General features: G+C 59.2%; 18 protein-coding genes. 6 read left to right on the top strand and 12 right to left on the bottom strand.

Features of this window, described 5'->3' with window-relative positions:
• Nucleotides 1-73: 73 nt before the first annotated feature.
• Nucleotides 74-961 (top strand): hypothetical protein, encoded by an 888-nt coding sequence (locus tag HMPREF2690_RS04920; RefSeq protein WP_070483814.1) that lies wholly within the window; start codon nucleotides 74-76, stop codon nucleotides 959-961.
• Between the two features lie 18 nt (nucleotides 962-979).
• Here the strand turns inward: HMPREF2690_RS04920 and HMPREF2690_RS04915 are convergent, their stop codons facing one another.
• Together HMPREF2690_RS04915 and HMPREF2690_RS04910 are read right to left on the bottom strand one after the other, a co-directional pair.
• Nucleotides 980-1,495, bottom strand: coding sequence for a hypothetical protein (locus HMPREF2690_RS04915; RefSeq protein ID WP_070820305.1), 516 nt, complete (start codon nucleotides 1,493-1,495; stop codon nucleotides 980-982).
• A gap of 17 nt (nucleotides 1,496-1,512) precedes the next feature.
• Entirely contained in the window at nucleotides 1,513-2,265 is a 753-nt protein-coding gene (locus tag HMPREF2690_RS04910; RefSeq protein ID WP_246819510.1) for a hypothetical protein, read from the bottom strand.
• Nucleotides 2,266-2,371: 106 nt separating this feature from the next.
• On the opposite strand from HMPREF2690_RS04910, the gene hflX reads away from it, so the two are divergent.
• Nucleotides 2,372-3,916, top strand: a complete 1,545-nt coding sequence (gene hflX / locus HMPREF2690_RS04905) for a GTPase HflX (RefSeq protein WP_083320314.1) — start codon at nucleotides 2,372-2,374, stop codon at nucleotides 3,914-3,916.
• A gap of 33 nt (nucleotides 3,917-3,949) precedes the next feature.
• Here hflX and nagB read toward each other — a convergent pair whose 3' ends face one another.
• Nucleotides 3,950-4,711 (bottom strand): glucosamine-6-phosphate deaminase, encoded by a 762-nt coding sequence (gene nagB / locus HMPREF2690_RS04900; RefSeq protein ID WP_070614517.1) that lies wholly within the window; start codon nucleotides 4,709-4,711, stop codon nucleotides 3,950-3,952.
• A gap of 77 nt (nucleotides 4,712-4,788) precedes the next feature.
• Between nagB and HMPREF2690_RS04895 the strand changes: the two genes are divergently transcribed.
• Nucleotides 4,789-6,066 carry a uracil-xanthine permease family protein gene (locus tag HMPREF2690_RS04895; RefSeq protein ID WP_070820304.1) on the top strand — a complete coding sequence of 426 codons (1,278 nt, stop codon included), beginning with the start codon at nucleotides 4,789-4,791 and terminating at the stop codon, nucleotides 6,064-6,066.
• Nucleotides 6,067-6,142: 76 nt separating this feature from the next.
• On the opposite strand, the gene HMPREF2690_RS04890 is transcribed toward HMPREF2690_RS04895, so the two are convergent.
• The 5 genes from HMPREF2690_RS04890 to lexA form a co-directional block, all read right to left on the bottom strand.
• The gene (locus tag HMPREF2690_RS04890) at nucleotides 6,143-6,412 is read right to left on the bottom strand and encodes an HPr family phosphocarrier protein (protein WP_070422337.1); all 270 of its coding nucleotides are present in this window, start codon (nucleotides 6,410-6,412) and stop codon (nucleotides 6,143-6,145) included.
• 66 nt (nucleotides 6,413-6,478) lie between these two features.
• The gene (locus HMPREF2690_RS04885) at nucleotides 6,479-8,545 is read right to left on the bottom strand and encodes a PTS fructose transporter subunit IIABC (RefSeq protein WP_210401378.1); all 2,067 of its coding nucleotides are present in this window, start codon (nucleotides 8,543-8,545) and stop codon (nucleotides 6,479-6,481) included.
• Nucleotides 8,546-8,564: 19 nt separating this feature from the next.
• Nucleotides 8,565-9,548 (bottom strand): 1-phosphofructokinase family hexose kinase, encoded by a 984-nt coding sequence (locus tag HMPREF2690_RS04880; RefSeq protein ID WP_256380948.1) that lies wholly within the window; start codon nucleotides 9,546-9,548, stop codon nucleotides 8,565-8,567.
• A gap of 55 nt (nucleotides 9,549-9,603) precedes the next feature.
• Entirely contained in the window at nucleotides 9,604-10,404 is an 801-nt protein-coding gene (locus HMPREF2690_RS04875) for a DeoR/GlpR family DNA-binding transcription regulator (RefSeq protein ID WP_070451043.1), read from the bottom strand.
• A 104-nt stretch (nucleotides 10,405-10,508) separates the two neighbouring features.
• Entirely contained in the window at nucleotides 10,509-11,156 is a 648-nt protein-coding gene (gene lexA, locus HMPREF2690_RS04870; protein ID WP_083284773.1) for a transcriptional repressor LexA, read from the bottom strand.
• A 657-nt stretch (nucleotides 11,157-11,813) separates the two neighbouring features.
• Here lexA and nrdR point away from each other — a divergent pair.
• Complete coding sequence (gene nrdR / locus HMPREF2690_RS04865; RefSeq protein WP_070422341.1) at nucleotides 11,814-12,275, top strand: transcriptional regulator NrdR; 462 nt, start codon at nucleotides 11,814-11,816, stop codon at nucleotides 12,273-12,275.
• Here nrdR and hrpA read toward each other — a convergent pair.
• Complete coding sequence (gene hrpA, locus HMPREF2690_RS04860) at nucleotides 12,272-16,210, bottom strand: ATP-dependent RNA helicase HrpA (RefSeq protein ID WP_070820301.1); 3,939 nt, start codon at nucleotides 16,208-16,210, stop codon at nucleotides 12,272-12,274. The two genes, nrdR and hrpA, sit on opposite strands and share 4 nt — an antisense overlap.
• A 15-nt stretch (nucleotides 16,211-16,225) precedes the next feature.
• Nucleotides 16,226-17,182 carry a hydrogen peroxide-inducible genes activator gene (locus HMPREF2690_RS04855; RefSeq protein WP_070422343.1) on the bottom strand — a complete coding sequence of 319 codons (957 nt, stop codon included), beginning with the start codon at nucleotides 17,180-17,182 and terminating at the stop codon, nucleotides 16,226-16,228.
• Between the two features lie 115 nt (nucleotides 17,183-17,297).
• Here HMPREF2690_RS04855 and HMPREF2690_RS04850 point away from each other — a divergent pair, with 115 nt between their 5' ends.
• Nucleotides 17,298-17,894, top strand: coding sequence for a peroxiredoxin (locus HMPREF2690_RS04850; RefSeq protein WP_070422344.1), 597 nt, complete (start codon nucleotides 17,298-17,300; stop codon nucleotides 17,892-17,894).
• 86 nt (nucleotides 17,895-17,980) lie between these two features.
• Nucleotides 17,981-18,505, top strand: coding sequence for an alkylhydroperoxidase, AhpD family (locus HMPREF2690_RS04845; RefSeq protein WP_070451048.1), 525 nt, complete (start codon nucleotides 17,981-17,983; stop codon nucleotides 18,503-18,505).
• 88 nt (nucleotides 18,506-18,593) lie between these two features.
• On the opposite strand, the gene HMPREF2690_RS04840 is transcribed toward HMPREF2690_RS04845, so the two are convergent.
• On the bottom strand, nucleotides 18,594-19,622 hold the full coding sequence (locus tag HMPREF2690_RS04840) for an ornithine cyclodeaminase (protein ID WP_070771393.1): 1,029 nt from the start codon (nucleotides 19,620-19,622) through the stop codon (nucleotides 18,594-18,596).
• 30 nt (nucleotides 19,623-19,652) lie between these two features.
• Nucleotides 19,653-21,164 (bottom strand): amino acid permease, encoded by a 1,512-nt coding sequence (locus HMPREF2690_RS04835; RefSeq protein ID WP_083316765.1) that lies wholly within the window; start codon nucleotides 21,162-21,164, stop codon nucleotides 19,653-19,655.
• Nucleotides 21,165-21,175: the final 11 nt, after the last annotated feature.

The raw sequence follows: 21,175 nt of genomic DNA, 5'->3' as shown, positions 1-21,175 counted from the left end.
ACGTGTGCGGGGGATTTTCCTGCCTTACAATCAACCTGTCATTGTGACCCCACCCCCCTGACAGGAGTTTCCTATGCAACGCAAAGTTATCGCCTCGGCCGTCGCGCTTGGCCTTTCGGCATCCCTGCTCACCGTCCCTGCTGCATACGCAGCTGAGATCGGACCTCGCACCACCAACAACACGTGTTCGGTCAAGTTGGACCAGGCGGAAAAGGACTACCTGGCAAAACTGAACAAAAACTATACCGAAAAGAAGGTTTTCGAAGTTTTTGAAAAGGGTATTGAAGGCGCCTACCCGGAAATCAAGGGGTGGGCAGACTCTACGCTGAAGTCCGCAACAGTGCAGTCAGCGCTAAAGAAGATTGAGGCCCAGCGCACGGACGATCTCACTGCTGCTGAGGAGGAAGCCTTTGAAGCAGCCTACGACAAGTTGATGTCCTATAACCAGGACAACTACGTCGGCTACTTTTATGGCTACGCACGGCTGATGGAGAGCTACCCACGCGTTGCAAAGGAGCTCGTGTACAACGGCGATATCCCCGCGACGTCACCGCTTTCATTCACTGAAGTGGTAGCAAGCAATGAGGCTTTGCCGACTACCGATGTTGCATCGTTTGCCGCAGAGCAGCTGGGTATTCCGACGGGTCGCATTGAGGCCTTCAAGAAGGCCGCCAACAAGACGGCGCACGTTAAGACCGGCAATGCAGTTCAGAAAGAATACAATCCTGCGGTTGAGAAGGCAATGGCTGCCTGCGCTCAGGGTGGCAACGCTACCGTTGCGTTCCCAACGAAGGGTTGGGCTTCGAACCCCTTCAATACTCCTGAGGAAAACGTTGGGGCAATCGTCGGCATCGTTCTCGGCACTCTCGCTGCCGTTGGCCTGCTGTTTGCGGGCGTAGTTGCGCTTGCTCCGCAGTTTGGCATCGCGCTGCCGTTTAACCTGCCGCAGTTGCCGTTCTAAAACCGCAACTTCCACACGTTACGCCGGGCCGATCTCCTTTGCGGCCCGGCGTGCGTCGTCCCAGGCCTCCTGAAGCTCGAAGGCACGCTCGTCGGCAACCATGAGAATGCGCTCTAACTGGGTTTTGTCGGTGCCGGGGGATTCGAGATAGCCGTCGACACGCTCGATGAAGCGTCGCGCAGAGGATGCTCGGAGCAGAAACTCGTTGATTTGGGGCACAGAGTTATCTGGGTTTGCCAGGGCAGGGTAGTGCAGCGTGCGGTCTGCGATGTCGGCGGCTGATGCGCCGTTTTGGAGCTTTTCGTACGCGTCGAGAATCTCAAGGATGTCGTCGCGCGCGTACTCCAGCGACGATCGCATTGCAGCTACCTCGGGGTCTGGCTGCAGATGTCGGCTGATGAAGAAGGCGCAAGCGATCAGCAGGACAGACAGGAGCAAACCAGGCCACTTCAGCAACAAGACAAGCACTACTACGGCAGCGAGTACGAGCGCGCCGAGTAGTGCTCGCGAGAGGTCCTTGTCTGGTGAACTCATGGTTCTGCCCTACAGGATTAGTGGCCGCCGCAACCGCAGGATCCGCCGCAGCCGCCGCAGCCGCCGCCGGTCGGAGTTGGGATGGAGCCGGCCATGACGGCGGTGCCTGCGATGACGGAGTCGCGGGACGGCAGGTCGCCGTCGGGCAGGCATACGTCGAACGGGAACGCAGCATCGACAGCGACGTGGATGAAGCGCTGGCCGGTCAGTTCGGAGGTGCGGTATTCCGCATCCAGTACGCGGCCGGAGAATTCGGCGCGTGCGTCCGGGGTAGCGGCGGCACCGGATGCGACTGCTTCGGCGCCCGGGGAGGTTACCGTGCCAACCACCGCTCCCGGGTGCAGGGCCAGGTAGGCATCGGTTGAGGTGTAGCGCTCCGTTGTCAGCGCGAGTGCGGTCACGGAGAGTTCTTGCCATTGGAGCGTGGGCTCGTCGACAAGCAATGGCCCCTGGGCAAGATTCACGGTCAGGGATGCCATCGCGTTGCCGCGTGGGTCCACCACATCGGCGAGCGCAACCACGTCGTTGATTGGGGTGACGTGCGCGTAGGTGCGGGTCACGGAATCGAATCCTGCAAAGGTAGCGAACGGCTCAACTGCCAAAATGTTGAGCTGGGCGCCTGAGGGGTCGGCGTATTGGATCAGCTGGCCGCCGCGCACTTCACCAGTGACCGCGAGACGGTCGGTGGCAATGGCGGCTTCCACAGCGTCCTGCCACTTGTCAAAGTTCAGGCCGATTGCGGCGAGGTCGTTGCTGATTGCTGTGCTCATGACGCTCGATCCTAGTCGCAGACGCACTTGGGGAAGAATCTCGGGCCTATTGGCGTTTGATGGGGTAGATATGAATAGGACGTTTCAAGCTCCATTAAAGGATGTAATGACTGAACCCCACTTTGACCGTTTCGGCGGTAACCGTGAGCGCTTTTTGCGTGACGACGACACCACGCCCGAGCAACGCGCCCACGACGAACTTCTCCGTGAGGCTTTTCGGCACAACACCGTTCCCGACGAATCCGCACCGACGGTAGGTGCGCTCGACCTGGAGGAGCGCAACGCGTTTCGTTCCGTGACCGGGTCGACCGAGATCCGCTCGCAGGACCAAAAAGACATCACAGAGGTGGAGTACCGCAAACTCCGCATCGAACAGGTCTTGCTCGTTGGCGCGTGGACCGAAGGCACCCTTGCGGAGATTGAAGCCCGCATGTGGGAGCTTTCAGCACTGGCAGAAACAGCCGGCGCTGAAGTCGTCGACATGCTGTACCAAAAGCGTGACAAGCCTGATCCGGGTACGTATATCGGCTCCGGCAAGGTTGCGGAGTTGCGTGAGATTGTGCTGTCTACCGGTGTTGATACGGTGATTTTTGATGGTGAGCTTTCGCCGTCGCAGATGATCGCGCTGGAGGAAGCCCTCAAGATCAAGGTGATCGACCGCACGATGTTAATTCTCGATATCTTCGCCCAGCACGCGAAGAGTAAAGAGGGCAAAGCACAGGTCAGCCTTGCGCAGATGGAGTACCTCTACAGCCGTACCCGCGGTTGGGGTGGCAACCTGTCGCGTCAGGCGGGCGGTCGTGCTGGCTCCAACGGCGGTGTGGGCCTGCGTGGTCCTGGTGAGACACGTATCGAGGCCGACCGTCGCCGCCTGCGCACCGAGATGGCCAAACTGCGCCACCAGCTGCGCGATATGGAGACTGCCCGAGAGATCAAGCGCGCGCAGCGCCAGCGCTCCACTATCCCGAAGATCGCGATCGCGGGCTACACCAACGCGGGTAAATCCTCGTTGATCAACGCGATGACGGGTGCGGGCGTGCTGGTGGAGGACGCGCTGTTTGCCACTCTCGACCCATCGACGCGCAAGGCCAAGTTGGCAGACGGGCGCAACGTAGTGCTGACCGACACTGTTGGGTTTGTGCGCCACCTGCCTACCCAGCTGGTTGAGGCGTTTAAGTCCACGCTCGAAGAGGTCAGCGGCGCCGACCTTGTCCTGCACGTCGTGGACGGTTCGGATCCGTTCCCGCTGAAGCAGATCGAAGCAGTCAATGCGGTCCTTGCAGAGGTCACACGCGATTCGGGCGAAGAGATGCCGCCGGAGATCGTTGTGGTGAACAAGATCGACGACGCCGACCCGATCGTGCTCGCCGAACTTCGCCACGCCTTTGAAAAAACCGGCCGCACCGCGGTGTTTGTGTCCGCGCTGACGGGGGAGGGAATCGACGAGCTAGAGGCGCGCATCGAACAGCACCTCAACTCCATCGATGCGCACGTGACCATGGTCGTGCCCTACACCCGCGGAGATGTGGTCAGCCGCGTGCACGAGGAGGGCACAGTGCGCTCCGAGGAGTACGAGGCAGAGGGCACGCGTATCGACGTCCGCCTGCCACGTGTCCTCGCCGACCAGTATGCGGAGTTCGTCGTCTCCTAAGCCTGGCGGTTCGGGTTGGCGTTGACCCCGGTGTTAGCGCCAGTAAGGGTCGAACGCCTTGTAGGTTTCGGCCCCGGTGAGCATCTCGGCGGCGCTTTCGTCTACGACAACCTTCGCGGCGTTGTGCAGCTGCAGTGCCGATGCCGGGCACGATGCGGACAGAGGCCCCTCGACGAGTGCTTGTACCGCGTTAGCCTTCGCCGGGCCAGTGGCGATAAGCACCAGGTGGCGTGCCTCAAGGATGGTGCCGATGCCCTGTGTCAGGGCTTGGCGCGGGACCTCGTCGGCAGAATCGAAGAAGCGTGCATTGTCCTCGATCGTGCGTGGATGCAGGTCGATGAGACGGGTACGGGAGCGCAGCGAACTCGTCGGCTCGTTGAACGCAATGTGTCCGTTTGCGCCAATGCCGAGAATTTGGATATCTACACCGCCCGCGTGGCGGATGGCGTGGTCGTAGGAGGTAGCTGCTGCCTGGGGGTTGGCGGCCTCGCCGTCGGGAGACGCAACGGACGAATCCGGAATGTCGATAGAGCCGGTGAACTCGCGGCGGATCGTCGAGTAGTAAGACTGCTCGTGGTCACGAGGGATGCCGTAGTACTCGTCCAGCAAGAAGGCCTTGCAGTTGGCGAAGCTCAAGCCTTCTTCGCGATGTCGGCGGATGAGCTCTTTATAGGTTGGGTTGGGTGAGGATCCGGTCGCAAGGCCGATGGTGGCGCCTTGGCGTGCGAACGGCTCGATGCAATCGGCGGCGTATGCGCCGACTTCCTCGGGGGTGCGTCGAATGATGATGTCCATGAGGAGCAACTTACCCGCTCGAACTGCTGCGGCTGCGATTAGCTATGCAAAGCGCGCGAGGGCCATAATGAAGACTCGTGACGAACTCAATTGGTTGGACCCTGCATGGCGACGGACGCCATGTGAAACCCGGGGCGGTTGTCGCTCCCGACGAACGACTGTCGTGGTCGCGCACCATCGGCATCGGCATGCAGCATGTGGTGGCTATGTTTGGCGCAACACTGCTGGTGCCCACGCTCACTGGCTTCCCAGTAAACACCACGTTGCTGTTTTCCGGACTTGGCACGATTATCTTCCTGCTGATCACCCGGAACCAGTTGCCGAGCTACCTCGGCTCTTCTTTTGCCTTCATCGCCCCGCTGACCGCGTCTCAGCAGTATGGCATTGGATCGCAACTCGGTGGCGTGCTGCTGACGGGTGTGGCGCTCATCCTTGTCGGCGTGATCGTGCAAAAAGCCGGCAAACGCGTCATTGACGCCGTAATGCCCCCTGTAGTCACAGGTGCGATTGTGGCGTTGATCGGCTTTAACCTCGCACCGACTGCGGTCAGTAACGTACAAACCCAGCCTGCTGTTGCAGGCGTGACCTTGCTGACCATCGTGCTGGTCACGGTTGCAACGCGCGGGATGCTTTCTCGACTGTCCATCCTGATTGGTGTGCTGGTGGGTTGGCTCTTCGCAGCACTCACCGGCGGTTTGAGCGAGGACGCGCTGGCCACAATCGGTGACGCCGCCTGGGTTGGCCTGCCGCAGTTCCACACTCCGGAGTTCCACCTTTCTGCCGTGCTAGTGACACTTCCGGTGCTTGTTGTGCTCATTGCTGAAAACGTCGGACACGTCAAGGCGGTCGCCGAGATGACCCACCGCAACCTGGACCACATGCAGGGCCGGGCACTGATCGGCGATGGCATCGCCACGACCCTGGCGGGTGGCTTCGGCGGCTCCGGCACCACTACTTACGCCGAAAACATCGGAGTCATGGCCGCGACCAAGGTGTATTCCACCGCTGCGTACTGGGTGGCTGCCACCTTCGCGATCATCCTCGCGTTCATCCCGAAGTTCGGCGCCGTCATCTTCACCATTCCCGCCGGCGTGCTCGGTGGCGCGTGCTTGGTGCTCTACGGCCTGATCGGCATGCTTGGCGTGCGTATCTGGCAGGACAACAAGGTCGACTTCACTGACCCGGCGAACCTCACCGCAGCTGCCGTCGCGCTGATTGTCGGCATCGGCAACCTCACCTTCGAGGTCGGGCAGGTCACCCTGGAAGGCATCGCCCTCGGCTCCGTCGGCATCATCGTTATCTATCCGCTGATGCGGTGGGCTTACGACCATATTGGTGAAGGCCAGTTCCGCTAACCTCACCCATCAAAAAGACTACGCCCGGGCAACCACTGTGGTTGCCCGGGCGTAGTCGTCGCTAAGCAAGAAGCTTTTACTCGTCGTCGAGATTTTTCGCGATCAATGCGGCGATCTTCTCAACCGCCTCGGCATTATCAGAGGTGACGATGACCTCATCGCCGTGCTCTGCACCCATCGCCATGATCATGAGCGAGGACGCAGCATCAGTCTCATCGTCCTCGTCGCCGCCGACCAGGGTAAGCAGGATCTCGTCATCGTACTCACCAGCAGCGTCCGCAATCACCGTCGCCGGACGAGCGTGCAGACCAACCGTGGAACCGACCTTGACCGTCTTCGAAGCCATAATGCAACTTTCCTTTCACGCGGCTTTTCAAGAATGCGCTTTGCAGTCGAGTGTACGCCCTTGTGCTTAAGCCGACACGAGTTCTTCCTCGCGTTTCGCAGCCTTTCGGATCTCATCGTTAGGCCACCACTGTTTGAGCGCCACAACAGCGAGCGTCGCCACCGCGACACCGGCAGCCAACGCCACGAGCATGCCCCACCACGGGTGGTAGGCGAAGATCACAAACACGCCACCGTGCGGTGCCTGTGCACCCACACCAAGGGCCATCGAGACCGCACCTGCGGTTGCACCGCCAAGCATCATCGAAGGGATCACACGGAACGGATCTGCAGCTGCGAACGGAATTGCGCCTTCTGACACGAACGACAATCCCAACAGCCAGGCGGATTTGCCGTTCTCCTGCTCAGCCGGGGTAAACAGCGAGGAACGCAGGAAGGTGGCGATAGACAGCGCGATCGGCGGCACCATGCCCGAGATCATTACCGCGGCCATGATTTCGTACGCACCCTGGGTACCCGCAGACAAGCCAGCGGTGCCGAACAGGTAAGCAGCCTTGTTCACCGGACCACCCAGGTCGAAGCACATCATCAAGCCGATAGTCACGCCAAGCAGCACGGCAGACGAACCGGACATGGACTCCAGCCACGCGGTGAGTCCTTCCATGACAGCGCCGAGCGGACGGCCCAGCAGCAGGAACATCAGTACGCCGATGATCAGCGATGTCAGCAGCGGGATGATCACCACCGGCATGAGCGAACCCAGCCAGCGCGGAACCTTCCACGTCTGAATCCAGTGGGCGATCACACCTGCGAGCAAACCGGTGATCAGGCCACCGATGAAGCCAGCGCCGACCATCACGGAGATTGCGCCGCCGACGAAGCCAGGTGCGATACCCGGGCGCCCAGCGAGTCCGTAGCCGATGTAGCCGGACAGTGCCGGCACGACGAATTGCATAGCCATCTGCCCAGTGGCGAAGAGCACTGCGCCGAGGTAGAGCAACCAGCCGGAGCGCCTGAACGCAATGAGTTCGCCGTCCACAGTGATCTGATTGCTCGGCAGGTTGGTCGGGGAGTGCTCGGTGACCAGTGCCTGCCAGCCATTCGCCATGTCCGCGCCGCCGAAGAGGAATCCGAGGGCCAACAGCAGGCCACCGGCGGCGACGAACGGCACCATGTAGGAAACGCCGGTCATGATCGCTTGTTGGATGCGCTTGGGCCAGCTCTGTGTCGCGGCAGACGCGGTGTCGTCACTATCTGCCTTCGACGCTGCAGCTACTCGAGGTGCGTTTGGGTCCTTCGATGCGGCGATCGCCTCATCGATCATCGCGTCCGGTTCGTTGACACCACGCTTGACTGGACTGTCGACCACGGGCTTACCCGCGAAGCGACTCTTTCCGCGAACAGCGACATCATGGGCGAAAATCACCACATCAGCGGAATCGATAAACGCCTGGTCGAGCGGATCCCCACCGGAGGAGCCTTGCGGCTCGACACGAAGATCAACATTGTCGCGCTTGCTAGCTGCTTGCGTCAGTGCATCCGCTGCCATGTAGGTGTGCGCAATGCCGGTCGCACACGATGTGACCGCTGCAATACGAATTGGCGCATTGCTTTGCGACGACACCACCGCATCGGCCTTCTTCTTCGGTTCAGCCTTCTTCGGTTCAGCCTTCTTCGGTTCAGCATTGACCACGCCGTGCACAAGATCCACAATCTCCTGCTCAGACGCGGCGGAGCGGAGGTTATCAACGAAATCGCCGCGGATCAGTGCGCGGGCGAGCTTCGAGAGAATCTTTAAGTGTGCCTTGCCGCCGCCTTCAGGTGCTGCAATGAGAAACACCAGCTCGGCGTCACCGTCGGGGCCGTTGAAGTCAACAGGGTTGGACAGCCGGGCAAACGCAAGCGTGGGTTCGGTGACAGCGGCACTACGGCAGTGCGGGATAGCGACCCGTCCGTTCACGCCGGTCCCGGCCTTAGCCTCGCGCGCGACGGCTGCCTCAGCCACCGCTGCGGCATCAGTCGCACGGCCAGAATCTGCGATACGTGCAGCGAGCTGGCCAATGACATCGGAGGGAGAAATGCCAAGGTCAGCATCAAGCGTGACAAGTTTTGGCGTGATGAGAGGTTGATTCACGTTGTCTTCTTTCATGCAGTTATACGGGGAACACGTGAGTGTGTTCAAGGTCGATATCGGAAGGAGAGGGGATGCCAGTGCCCGGCAGCGACGCCGCAGCCGAGCCGTACGCCACTGCACGGCGGAGGCACTCGGCTGGTTCATCCCCGGCGATCCGTGCCATCAGGTAGCCAGCCAACGAACTATCACCAGCGCCGACGGTTGAGAGCACCGTGACTGGAGGTGGGGTCGCCGCCCACGCACCAGCGCGAGTAACTAAGCATGCACCGGCGCCGCCTAAGGTGACCAGTACTTCGTTGACCCCGTGGTCAATCAGTTTCTGTGCTGCCGAAACGATGGCGGCGTAGTCGCCCTCGGAAGCGCTGCGCTCCAATGCGCTGCCGTCGCCACCGGTGAGCTGCGCGAGCTCAAACGCGTTTGGCTTCAACACGTCCGGCGCGCTCGTATCGAGTCGCTCACCAATTGCCTGCAGCGGTGCATCGGAAGTATCCACTGCGACCAGCGCGCCAGCATTAACCCGACGGATGCGCTCCACAAGATCTGCGTACCAGTCAGTTGGGACACCAGGGGGAAGCGATCCTGCAAGAACGACGGCTTCAGCGTCTGCGACGACTGAATCTATAGCTGATTCAACGGCCGCCTTTTCGTCGTCGCAAAGCCTCGCTCCTGGTTCGTTGATCTTTGTCGTTGTTGCGTCATCTTCAACGATCGCAGTATTGGTTCGCACCGATGCCGCGATAGCAACGGGGCGAAACTGCACCGGCAGTTCACGGATGACGTCCGCAAACGGATCGGAGGGGGCACAGGGGGCAATCGCGATGGTTCGAATGCCCGCTTTGGCACACGCGTGCGCGACATTGACCCCTTTTCCACCCGCCTCTTTTCGGGTCTGGGAAATCCGCGCAACCTCACCGCGTTTAAGCACGGGGACGTTTACCGTCACATCCATGCTGGGGTTTGGGGTGAGGGTGACTACCCGCACCGTGTTCTTTGTGCTGCTCACACAACCAGTGTGTCCGATTGTATCCGTTTTTGCAACGAATCCCACACAATCGGAATTAGTGTGTGCTGGATGTCACCGGCGCAAGAACGACCTCAATATCATTGCGCTCGAGATCTTCGAGGAATGTCTCAGGTGCACCACTATCGGTAATGACGATGTCGATGGCATCGAGGGGTGCGAAACTGACAAGGTAATCGTTGCCGATCTTCGATGAATCACACAAGACCACGACCTTCTGGGCATTTGTGACCATGGCCGATTTCACGGCTGCTTCCTGAGAATCGGCGGTAGATAGGCCGTGGTCAATCGTCAGTGCATTGGTACCAATGAATGCGACATCGGCGCGGAGCAATGCCAACGTTCGAAGTGCAGTCGCACCAACTACCGCTTGCGTAATTGCACGAACTGACCCTCCAAGAAGCTGTACGCCATCAAGGCCTGCGGAGGAAAGATCCAGGGCGATTGGCAGCGAATTTGTCACGATAGAGCAGTCTTGAGCGCGGGTGCCCTCGCAAAGCAACTGTGCAAAGTAACTGGTTGTAGAGCCAGAATCCAGAAAAATCGCGGCGTTGTCGTGGCGGGGGAGAAAATCCAGTGCAGCTTTCGCGATCGCGGTCTTCGCATCAGATGCCGCACGAGACCGGGCATCGAGCGGGAGTTCAGAGGTGAGAAAGGCTTGGTTTGCAACAGCACCACCATGTACGCGGTGCACAATCCCATCGGCGTGAAGTGCGGTGAGGTCGCGGCGGATCGTTTCGGCAGTGACATCGAACTTCTCCGCGAGTTCAGCGACGCTCACCCTGCCTTCCACAGCAGTAAGTGACGCAATCTGGCGTTTGCGCTCCTCGGCGTACATCGCACTCCTCAAACGTTTTGGTCGGAGTACTCAGTATTTCAGACATTCATGCCCGGATGTCTGTGATTGTGTTTGTTTTGCCCCTAAAGGAGGGCAAATTCCCGCTAAAGGGTGCGGAAAACGGAAATAACACGCCCCATGATCTCTGCGTTATCGCCCTTGATTGGGGCAAACGCATCATTGTGGGGAAGGAGCCACACACCGGTGGAATCGCGGTGGAACTCTTTGACTGTCGCCTCGCCGTCAAGCAATGCAGCGACGAACTCGCCTTCCTCGGCAACAGGCTGCGAACGTACAACAACCCAGTCGCCGTTGAGGATGCCGGCATCGCGCATGGACTCTCCAACAACCTGAAGCATAAAAACGTCGCCATCACCGAGTAGGTCGCTAGGAAGTGGGTAATAGGTGTCGACGTTTTCTTCGGCCAGGATAGGTGCACCAGCTGCTATTTGTCCCAAAACTGGAACGAAACGCGCGGGAGTCGCGTCCTCGGGCGTGTCCTGCTGGGGGGTTTTGCGCTTCGGTTTGGTTGTCTGTTGCAGGTGGCGCAGATCCACGGCACGCGGCTTATTGGGGTCGCGGCGCAGGAAGCCCTTCTTCTCCAGTTCCTTGAGCTGGTATGCCACGGATGAGGTTGATTGCAGCCCGGTAGCGTCGCCGATCTCACGGATGCTTGGCGGGTAGCCGCGGAGCACAACGGCGTCTTGGATGACCTGAAGGATTCGACGTTGCCTGTCTGAAAGTGTGCTCATGTCGAGATTGCCTGCGTCAGATTTTTTCTTTGCCACCGCTCTTCCTCTTTCCGCGTGTCTCTGTTTCTAGGTCTGTAGGCATAGAACCTACCAGAGAGGGCAAGTTTGTTCGATATTTTCCACTTTGGGCTAGACAGTGTTTGCTCGCTTTGCTATAAATCGAACATGTAAGCGGAATCGAACATACAAACGATTACATATTCGAACATGTCGAGTGCATTCGTACAGTGGTGCACGAGATTGAAGGAGAGTGAAATGTCGGTAACGATTAATCCAGCAGTGAACAGTGGGTATGGGAGCGATTGCGGTGTATCTCGGACGCCTCGGTTAGCGCAGCCGGTCGAGGTGTGGGACCTTAATCCAGGACGAGATCGTAGCGGTGTTTATAGCGGTGTTCGAACGCTTGACGTTATTGATCGAAAAGGTGAGCGTACAGAGAACCTAGGTTATGGACGTCGGGAATATGTATCTGAGGCATTCGAATCTCACCGCGAGGGCAAGGAAGGTTTCGTCTTAGCAGCGTTGCTGACTGGAGCGCTTTTAGCCGGCTCTGCGTTTGGTGGAGTGTTTAGTGATGCAGACCAGGTGCCGGGATCGTCCCAGCCGGTTTTCATCGCAGACTCTGAGGCGGTCCGCTAGAGGGGTATTCTGAGCCCTATGTATTGCCCCTTCTGTCATAACGAACAGACCAGAGTCGCTGACTCCAGACTTGTCGAAGCAGGCTCTGCAATTCGCCGTCGCCGTGAATGTACAGAATGCGGTGGTCGATTCACCACTGTTGAAAACGCGGTACTCACCGTCGTCAAACGTAATGGAGTAAGTGAGCCGTTCGACCGCGACAAGCTCATCGTTGGTGTGCGGCGTGCATGTCAAGGTCGGGACGTTTCCGACGATGCACTGAAGCGCCTCGCACAAGAAGTCGAAGAAATCGTGCGTGCGCAGGGCAGCTCGCAGGTTCCTGCTCACGAGATTGGTTTGGCAGTACTCGAGCCACTTCGTGCGCTTGACGAGGTTGCATACCTGCGCTTCGCATCTGTGTATAAGTCGTTTGAAAGTGCCGACGATTTCGAGTCGGAAATCAGGCTTATGCGTCGGCGCGACCGCGAAGAATATCGCTAGCGCAGCGCATCAATTTTCTTCTCAATCCGGCGCTGGCTGACCGGTCGGGGAGTGCCAAGTCGCTGCGCGAACAAACTGACCCGCAACTCCTCAATGAGCCAAAGAATATCCTTGTAGGCCCGCGTCTTCGACCGTTGTGCGGGAAGTCGCTTCATATGATCAGCAAGGTAGCGTTTCACCCCATCGACAACTTCCTGGCGGTCAGCATCTCGGTCCGGGTCCAGACGCATATCCTCCAGCCGGATCCGCATCGCATCGATATAGCGCGGCAAATGCTGCAAGTGCTGCACCCCATGAACCGTTATTGCGTGACGGGGGAGGTAGAAGACGAGCTGCGAACGCATGTCATCAATCGCAGGCCCCTCCCACTGATCGAGCTCCACCGAAATGTCGGCGTACGCGGCAAGCGCTGGAGCAGTGTTGACCACAGCACGCCTTACACCACCCGAGACCTGTGGCTTAATCTCGGCGAGAAGGGCGTCGAACTCCTCCGGAGTGCGCACCGGGCCCCCGTGCGACATCATCAGATCACGAATCACTGCTACACGAGCATCCTCGACCAGGCCATTTGCTCCGCCGTGGGGATAGCGGTCAACAGCGACCTTGTGGCGCAGCGGTAGGCCCTTGGTCATCTGCTGCGCATTAACGCTGATTTCGCGCAACAGCAACGTCAGTGTCGCAGTGACCATCGACGCGTCGGCGGCAGCCTTCGTCGGATGCACCGTGACCTTGACACCGTCTTTTGTAGCTTCGAGTGCTGGGTAAGCATCAACCTCGTTACCGTCGATTGTTGTGGTCACAGTCTCCGGTACAGCGCCGAGCGAGTCCGACGTCCACTTTTTTACAGACTCAGACTCCGATTGGCGTCCAGCTTTGGATACAGACGACTTAATCTTGCCCGCCTGACGGCGTTTTAACGCTGCGAGATCCTTGTCGTGGTCGACGATCTTGCCGCGGCGGTCGATTGCCGCATAGGTAACCTGCAAGTGCGGTGGCAACGCCTGGGGGTTGAAATCCGTGGCGTTAATACCGCGGCCACCAACGCTTCGAAGCGCATCGGCGAGCGCTTCAGTAAACGGGATGTCCGTGTTGACGTCCTCGGGCATTACCTCGAGTGCACGCTGCGCAAAGTCGGGGGCGGGGACGACGGTTTTACGTAACGCCTTCGGTAGGGTGCGGATCATCTCGGCAGCGAGTTCAGAGCGCAAGCCTGGGACGAGCCAATCGAAGCCGTCAGGGTCAAGGTTTGCCAGGAGTGGCACGGGTACCTCGACAGTGACTCCATCAAACGGGTCGCCCGGTTCGAACTTGTAGCGCAGTGCGTATTCCACGGAGCCCTGGCGCTTGGCCTCGGGAAAGGCGGTCGCAGAGGCGTCAACGTTGTCGTCGTCAAGCAATGCGTTCGGATCGAAGTCCAAATAATGCTTGTCTTTCGCACGCTGTTTCTTCCACCACGAATCAAAGTGGCGAGCGGTGGTGACATTGTCGGGCAGGCGAGCGTCGTAAAAGTCGAACAACGTATCTTCGTCGACGACAAGGCCGCGGCGGCGAACCTTTTCCTCGACCTCGGCTGCTTCCGCAAGCAACGCTTCATTGTGGTCGATGAACTTATGGTGACGGTTCCAATCGCCCTCCAGCAGCGCGTGGCGGATGAACATTGTGCGCGCAGCGGCAGGATCCACCCGGTGGTAGGGAACAAGCCGATCACGCACGATGGTCACGCCGTAAAGCATGCATTTTTCGTGGACCATCGCTGCGGAACGCTTACGCGACCACACAGGTTCCGAATAGGAGTGTTTGAGCAGGTCGCCGGCGGCACGCTCAACCCAAGCAGGTTCGATCTTGGCTACGTCACGAGCCCAGAGCCGTGACGTTTCGACGAGTTCAGCGGCCATGAGAAACTCCGGAGGCCGCTTAGCCAGCGACGAGCCGGGAAAGACCATAAACCGTGTCCCGCGCGCTCCCTGAAACTCTTTGGAATTGCCGTCACGCGCGCCGATATTGGAGAGCAAACCAGTCAAGAGCGACTGGTGGACTGCAGCTGCATCGCGCTCACCCGCGACACTATCGGCGGGAGACCAGCCGAGCTGTCGCTCCACGTCGCGCAATTGGCGGACAAGATCGCGCCACTCACGGATGCGCATGTAGTGGAGGAACTCGCGCTTCATACGCTTACGGAATGCGTTGCCGGACAGCTCGTCGCGGGAATCGCCGATGTAGTCCCACAGTTTCAGCGATGACAGGAAGTCGGACTCTTTGTCCTTGAAGCGGGCGTGTGCTTGGTCGGCCTGGGCCTGGTACTCCAAGGGGCGTTCTCGAACATCCTGGATGGTCATGGCTGCGACGATGACAGTGACGTCATCAAGCACGCCGAGGCGATTGGCCTCCACCAGCATGCGGGCCATCTTGGGGTCCACAGGAATGCGGGAAATATCGCGGCCAACGTTGGTGAGGGTCGGTGCGCCACCACGTTCTTTTTGCGAGATCGCCCCCAATTCGTGCAGCAGCATAAGTCCGTCGCGGACCGCCTTATGGTCAGGCGCCTGGATGAAGGGGAACTCATTGATATCCCCAAGCCGCAGCGAGATCATCTGCAAGATGACTGACGCCAAGTTTGTGCGCAGAATCTCCGGGTCAGTGAACTCTGGGCGCGCTTCGAAGTTCTCCTCCGAATACAGGCGGATGGCAATGCCGTCGGCGGTACGGCCCGATCGGCCCGAACGCTGGTTCGCGGAAGCCTGGGAGATTTCCTCGATAGGCAGACGTTGGACCTTGGTGCGTGTCGAATACCTCGAGATACGCGCCAGGCCAGTGTCCACCACATAGTGGATGCCCGGCACGGTCAGAGACGTTTCGGCGATGTTTGTCGACAACACAATGCGACGACCCGAGTGTGGGGAGAACACACGGTGCTGCTCCGCGTTGGAGAGGCGACCGAACAGCGGAACAACCTCAACGCCACGCCAGTGCTGCTTCTCAATCGCCTCCATGCAGTCACGGATGTCGCGCTCTGAAGAGAAGAAACACAGAATGTCGCCGTTGCCCTCACCCATAAGTTCTTTGCAGGCGGCGACGACACCGTCGATCATGTCGGTGTCAATCTCCTTGATGGAGCCGTCTTTTTTCTGAATCTGCTCAACCAGTGGTCGGTAGCGGATTTCGACTGGGTAAGTACGCCCGGAGACCTCGATAATCGGAGCTGGGTTGCCCTCGGCGTCGGCGAAGTGGCTGGCAAATGCCTCCGGGTCAATGGTCGCAGATGTGACAATCACCTTGAGGTCCGGCCGCTTGGGCAGCAGTCGCTTGAGGTAGCCCAGCAGGAAGTCGATGTTGAGTGAGCGCTCGTGGGCCTCGTCGATAATGATCGTGTCGTACGCGTTGAGGAAGCGATCGCGCTGCATCTCTGTGAGCAAGATGCCGTCCGTCATCAGCTTGACCGCAGTAGACGGGGATACTTTGTCGTCGAAACGAATGGCGTAGCCGACAGATTCACCGATGTCCTGGCCGAGCTCGTCGGCGATGCGCTCCGCAACGGTGCGAGCGGCGAGTCTGCGCGGCTGCGTGTGTCCAATCAGTCCACGCCGGCCACGCCCCATCTCCAGCAGCATCTTTGGAATCTGGGTGGTCTTGCCCGATCCCGTCTCGCCGGCGATAACAACGACCTGGTTGTCGCGCACCAGTTCCATGATGTCGTCGCGGCGCGCAGACACCGGCAGGTTTTCCGGGTAAGTAATTTCAGGGATCAGAGCATCGCGCTTCTCGACGACACCCCGTGCCCTCTCAATATCCTTCCCAATCGCCCGCAGCGCATCCGGCGCGCTCGCATTTTTGAGTCGCCTACGGAACCGTCGAACATCCGCAATCGGTACAGCATCGAGCGCATCGTAGAGCTGCGGCTTCGGCGGGGCGGGGGAGGAGGAAGAATGATCAGTCATAGCCAGAGGCAGAGCTTAGCGCGGAAGCAGGGATTTACCTGATTCCAGGGCCCGCTCATACGAAGCCTTCACGAGTTGCCCTAACTGCTCGAACTCCGCAACACGCTGCGAGGACGCGCGGTAGACCAAGCTCACCGTGCGTTGCGCCTGTACGCCGTTTGCAAACGTTGCGGAAGCGACTCCGGGGCGAGAGCACTCAGTGCCTACCGCGGAGGCCGGAATCAACGTTGACCCCAGCCCTGCCACGACCAACTGGACGATCGTGGTCAGTGACGATGCGCGTGTCACAGCATGCTTGCGCGCGCCGGGAGTTGCCTCAGCGATCTTGCACAGCTCCACAATCTGATCCCGGAGACAGTGGCCGTCATCCAGTAGTAAAAGGTTGAGGTCCTTCAGGCTGTCCAGCCCCAGATCGGTGCGGCCGGCAAGTGGATCGTCCGGATTGGTCACTGCCACAAACGGCTCGTCGTAAAGCGGCAATTGCTCCAAACCTGGTGCGTGCGTCGGAGTGGCAAGCACTGCCAGATCGAGTTGCCCGTCGCGCAACATTTGTAACAGTTGATCCGTTTGGTTTTCTACGATGCGCGGTTCCAAATCCGGGTAGTTTTCCTCGATCCCAATAAGCACTCCCGGAAGGAGATACGGCGCAATTGTAGGGATGATGCCAATGTTCAGTGGGCCGGCGAGCTCGCCGAGCGCTCCGCGCGACTGGGCAAGAAAAGCATCGGCAGCGTCGAGGGTTGCCTTCGCATATGGCAACAGCGCTTCACCGGTGGGGGTGACGATCACGCGCCGGGTGGAACGCTCGATAAGTTGCAGGCCAAGACCATTTTCAAGCGACGCCAAAGCCTGTGACAGGGAAGGCTGGGAGATGCCAAGTTTCGCTGCTGCGCTCACAAAGTGTTTCTGTTCTGCAACCGTGACAAAGGTACGGATCTGTGCGAGTGTCGGTTTATACTCTCGATTGCTCATACTTATGAATCCTACACCGGCTAATAGGTTTTTGGTTGCAACCTTCTGCGAACTGTGTCATACTGTTTTACGTCCGAAACACATTCGTTTGACCAGATTCTTTTGGAGGATCATCATGCCGATCATGACCGTTGGAGAGCGTTTTCCGGAGTTCGACCTTCTCGCACTGAAGGGTGGCAACCTGAAGGAAGCTAACGCTGCTTCCCCGGACGACTACTTCGAGCGCGTCTCCCTGGATAAGTACGAGGGCAAGTGGAAGGTCATCTTCTTCTACCCGAAGGACTTCACCTTCGTTTGCCCGACCGAGATCGCCGCATTCGGCAAGCTCAACGAGGAGTTCGAGGACCGCGACACCCAGGTGCTCGGCGGCTCCATCGATAACGAGTTCTCGCACTTCAACTGGCGTGCAACCCACGAGGAACTGCTGGACATCCCGTTCCCGATGTTCTCGGACATCCGCCACGACCTGATCCGCGCCCTCGGTGTTGAGAACGCTGACGGTGTCGCAGACCGTGCAACCTTCATCATCGACCCGGACGGCATCATCCAGTTCGTGTCCGTCACCCCGGACGCTGTTGGCCGTAACGTCGACGAGGTCCTGCGTGTCCTCGACGCTCTGCAGTCTGAAGAGGTCTGCGCTTGCGATTGGCAGAAGAACGACCCGACCAAGAACATCGACAAGATGGCTGTGGTCCAGGAGTCCCTGAAGTAGCACCCGAACTTTAGTTTCCGTGCCGCCCCGCGCTCCTTACCGCTGGAGTGGCGGGGCGCTCCCATACCAACTGAAAGGATCAACGTATGTCTATCGATAACCTGCGCAACGCACTTCCCGAGTACGCCAAGGACCAGAAGCTCAACCTTGGTTCGCTGACCCGCTCGACCGAGCTGAATGAGCAGCAACTGTGGGGCACGCTCGTCGCCTCCGCGGCCGCGACCCGCAACGCAACCGTCATCTCCGAGATCACCGACGAGGCCAAGGAGCACCTCTCCGAGGAGGCCATCGACGCAGCCTTCGGTGCGGCCACTGTCATGGCGATGAACAACGTCGCGTACCGCGCTAAGGGCTGGTTGGGTGACGACTACGCCAACGTGAAGTTCGGTCTTCGCATGAACATCATCTCCAAGCCGGGCGTGGAAAAGGCTGATTTCGAGCTGTGGTCGCTCGCCGTTTCCACCATCAATGGTTGCGAGCACTGCGCTGTCGCCCACGCCAACACCGTCCGCGAGGAAGGCCTGACCAAGGAACAAGTCTGGGAATCCATCAAGATTGCCGGTGTTGTCCAGGCTGTTGCCCAGACGATCACCATCGAAGACGCACGCTAAGCCACTAGCGCGTATCGACGATTAAACGCCGCTGGCCCCGAACCTTTCTGTTCGGAGCCAGCGGCGTTTCGTCGTTAAGCAGAGCGCGCTACATGGGGCTGAGCACCTTGGTGGTCAGCGAGAACAGGTCCTTCGGATCATCCGGATCGGCGACCAACTCAATATAGGTCTGGAAGTCGGTGCCAGCAGTCGAGTCGCGCAGGTAGCGCAGGGCGGAGAAGTCCTCGATAGCAAAGCCCACGGAGTCGAACAGCGTGATCTCCTCATCGCTGGAGCGGCCCGGGACCTTGCCTGCGATGACCTTCCACAGTTCGACAACCTCGAAGTCCTCGTCCTTGTTCTGGATCTCGCCTTCGATGCGGGTCTGTGGAGGGAACTCGACGAACACGGTGGCGTCGTCAAGAATGCGCGGATCAAGCTCCGTCTTGCCGGGGCAGTCGCCGCCCACACCATTGATGTGGACGCCCGGGCGAACCAACGAGTAGTCCAGGATGGTGTTCTGGGCCTTGTCGGCGGTGCAGGTCGTAATGATGTCTGCGCCTTCGAGCGCATCCTCAACGCTGTCGGCGATGTAGACCTCGATGCCGAGTGGCTCGATATTGCGGCGGAACTTCTCCATAGCGTTCGGGTCGATATCGAAGATGCGAACCCGCTCGATGCCCAGCGCCGCACGGAACCCGAGTGCCTGGAACTCCGACTGCGAACCGGAGCCAATCATCGCCATGACCTCAGAGTCCTTGCGGGCGAGGTACTTTGCCGCCATTGCGGAGGTTGCAGCAGTACGAAGTGCAGTGAGCAAGGTCATCTCGGCTTCAAACGTGGGGTAGCCGTTGTCTACGTCAGCCAGGAAACCGAAAGCGGTCACAGTTTGGAAGCCACGAGCCGGGTTCGACGGGTGGCCGTTGACGTACTTGAATCCGTACTCGACTGAGTCGGAGGTGGGCATCAGTTCGATGACACCGATCGGGGTGTGGCTAGCCACGCGCGGAATTTTGTCGAATTCTTCCCAGCGGACGAAGTCCTTTTCGATGTATTCGAGGATGCCGGCGATGATCTTCTCCACACCGTGGTGGTCGATCCAGCGGCACATGTTGGTGACGTCGACGAGTTGAGTCATACGGGTAGTTCCTTTCAAAAATGTGGGGAATTAATGGGCAACGATTGGGGGATCGATATCAGGGGCTTGTTCACCAGTGACGTGCTCGTAGTTTACGTGCGAGCGTGAAATGAACTCGACGCGATCGCGGACCTTGAACCAGCCGAACGCAAGCGCCGGCCACATCAGCAGCGACACAATCAGTGTCCAGGTGCCAATTGGGTAGTCGAAGGCCATGAGCACGACAACCAGCCCAAGGAACAGCAGCGAGACAATATCGGTGAACGGCGAGAATGGTGCGCGGTAATCCGGACGGGTGTACTTGCCCTGCCGGGCCAGCCGCACAAAGCGCATGTGCGACAGGGAAATTGCCGCCCAGGACGCCATCGTGCCAAGTGCCGCGATATTCAACACAACCTCGAACGCTGCCTCCGGCACGAAGTAGTTGAGCACAACGCCGAACAGGGCGACGCCGGTGGTCATCAGAATGCCACCGTAGGGCACACCACCCTTGGTGACCTTGCCTGCCCACTGCGGTGCGGAACCGGCCTTGGACAGCGAGTACATGATGCGGCCCGTGGAGTAGAGGCCGGCGTTCAGGGAGGACAACGCAGCGGTGATGACCACCAACTGAGTGATAGGACCGGCGTACGGCACGCCGATGGAGTTGAAGAAAGTCACAAACGGTGACTCGTCACCGGAGTACTGGGTGTACGGCAGCAGCATGCACAGCAGGAGCACGGAGCCGAAGTAGAACACCAGCAGGCGGAAGACAACAGCATTAATCGCCTTCGGGATGTCCTTACGGGGGTTCTTTGCCTCACCAGAGGTCGTGCCCAGCAGCTCGATACCTGCGTAAGCGAACACGACGCCTTGGATCACGATCAGTGCCGGCAGTACGCCGTTCGGGAACCAGCCACCGTGATCGGAGATGAGCGTCAGGCCAGTCAGATCACCACTCGGATTGCCGAAGATGACCATGAAGATGCCGACCGCGAGGAACGTGAGCAGGAACGCCACCTTGATCAGGGAGAACCAGAACTCCATCTCGCCAAAGAACTTCACCGAGACGAGATTCATCCCCGTCACAAGAGCGATGATCGCAAGTGCGATGACCCACTGCGGAATGTCGTTAATCCAACCGTAGAACTGGCCGAACCAGCGGATGTAGATCGCAAGCGCTGTCGCGTCAGCAACGGCGGTCGCTGCCCAGTTGAACCAGTACAACCAGCCCGAGACGTATGCGGCCTTCTCGCCAAAGAATTCGCGAGTGTAGGACACGAACGAACCCGAGGTTGGACGGTGGACAATGAGCTCACCCAGACTCCGCAGGATGAGGTATCCGATGAAACCGCAGAGCAGGTACATCAGGGCTAGCGACGGTCCGGCGGCTTCAAGGCGCGAACCTGCGCCAAGGAACAGACCGGTACCGATCGCCGAGCCAATTGCGATCATGTTGATCTGACGGGTGGACAGCCCTTTCTGCAAGCCGGCATCTTCGTCAGGAATGACGCCAGCTTTAGGACGAGTTGATGCTTCCGATGGTGGTGGTTTCGTAGTCATCGGGTTCTCCC

The organism is Corynebacterium sp. HMSC034E11 (assembly GCF_001835905.1).
GTDB lineage: Bacteria > Actinomycetota > Actinomycetes > Mycobacteriales > Mycobacteriaceae > Corynebacterium > Corynebacterium coyleae.
This window is presented reverse-complemented; position numbering and strand designations above follow the sequence as displayed.